The 1611-nt window shown below is 52.1% G+C and carries 1 rRNA gene; it reads right to left on the bottom strand.

The window, feature by feature from the left end:
* Positions 1 to 48: 48 nt before the first annotated feature.
* Positions 49 to 1577 (bottom strand): 16S ribosomal RNA (locus tag H8L47_RS29080).
* Positions 1578 to 1611 lie beyond the last annotated feature (34 nt).

The raw sequence follows: 1611 nt of genomic DNA, 5'->3' as shown, positions 1-1611 counted from the left end.
ATCATTAACAGTCAATAAGTGTGGACACTTAACTACGCGCTACTCTAGAAAGGAGGTGATCCAGCCGCACCTTCCGATACGGCTACCTTGTTACGACTTCACCCCAGTCACGAACCCTGCCGTGGTAATCGCCCTCCTTGCGGTTAAGCTAACTACTTCTGGCAGAACCCGCTCCCATGGTGTGACGGGCGGTGTGTACAAGACCCGGGAACGTATTCACCGCGACATGCTGATCCGCGATTACTAGCGATTCCAACTTCATGTAGTCGAGTTGCAGACTACAATCCGGACTACGATACACTTTCTGGGATTAGCTCCCCCTCGCGGGTTGGCGGCCCTCTGTATGTACCATTGTATGACGTGTGAAGCCCTACCCATAAGGGCCATGAGGACTTGACGTCATCCCCACCTTCCTCCGGTTTGTCACCGGCAGTCTCATTAGAGTGCCCTTTCGTAGCAACTAATGACAAGGGTTGCGCTCGTTGCGGGACTTAACCCAACATCTCACGACACGAGCTGACGACAGCCATGCAGCACCTGTGTAAAGGTTCTCTTTCGAGCACTCCCAAATCTCTTCGGGATTCCTTCCATGTCAAGGGTAGGTAAGGTTTTTCGCGTTGCATCGAATTAATCCACATCATCCACCGCTTGTGCGGGTCCCCGTCAATTCCTTTGAGTTTTAATCTTGCGACCGTACTCCCCAGGCGGTCTACTTCACGCGTTAGCTGCGTTACCAAGTCAATTAAGACCCGACAACTAGTAGACATCGTTTAGGGCGTGGACTACCAGGGTATCTAATCCTGTTTGCTCCCCACGCTTTCGTGCATGAGCGTCAGTGTTATCCCAGGGGGCTGCCTTCGCCATCGGTATTCCTCCACATATCTACGCATTTCACTGCTACACGTGGAATTCTACCCCCCTCTGACACACTCTAGCCTTACAGTCTCCAATGCAGTTCCCAGGTTGAGCCCGGGGATTTCACATCAGACTTATAAAACCGCCTGCGCACGCTTTACGCCCAGTAATTCCGATTAACGCTTGCACCCTACGTATTACCGCGGCTGCTGGCACGTAGTTAGCCGGTGCTTATTCTTCAGGTACCGTCATTAGCATTCCGTATTAGGAAACACCGTTTCTTCCCTGACAAAAGAGCTTTACAACCCGAAGGCCTTCTTCACTCACGCGGCATTGCTGGATCAGGGTTGCCCCCATTGTCCAAAATTCCCCACTGCTGCCTCCCGTAGGAGTCTGGACCGTGTCTCAGTTCCAGTGTGGCTGGTCGTTCTCTCAAACCAGCTACTGATCGTCGCCTTGGTAGGCTTTTACCCTACCAACTAGCTAATCAGATATCGGCCACTCCATGAGCATGAGGTCTTGCGATCCCCCACTTTCCACCTTAGTGCGTATGCGGTATTAGCGTAACTTTCGCTACGTTATCCCCCACTCTAGGGTATGTTCCGATATATTACTCACCCGTTCGCCACTCGCCGCCAGGTTGCCCCGCGCTGCCGTTCGACTTGCATGTGTAAGGCATGCCGCCAGCGTTCAATCTGAGCCAGGATCAAACTCTTCAGTTTAATCTCTGTTTTGTGACATTTCTGTCTGTGTCAT

This window comes from Undibacterium umbellatum, assembly GCF_014284125.1.
GTDB lineage: Bacteria > Pseudomonadota > Gammaproteobacteria > Burkholderiales > Burkholderiaceae_D > Undibacterium > Undibacterium umbellatum.
Note: the sequence above shows the minus strand (reverse complement) of the source record. Positions and strands in the feature narration are given on the sequence as shown.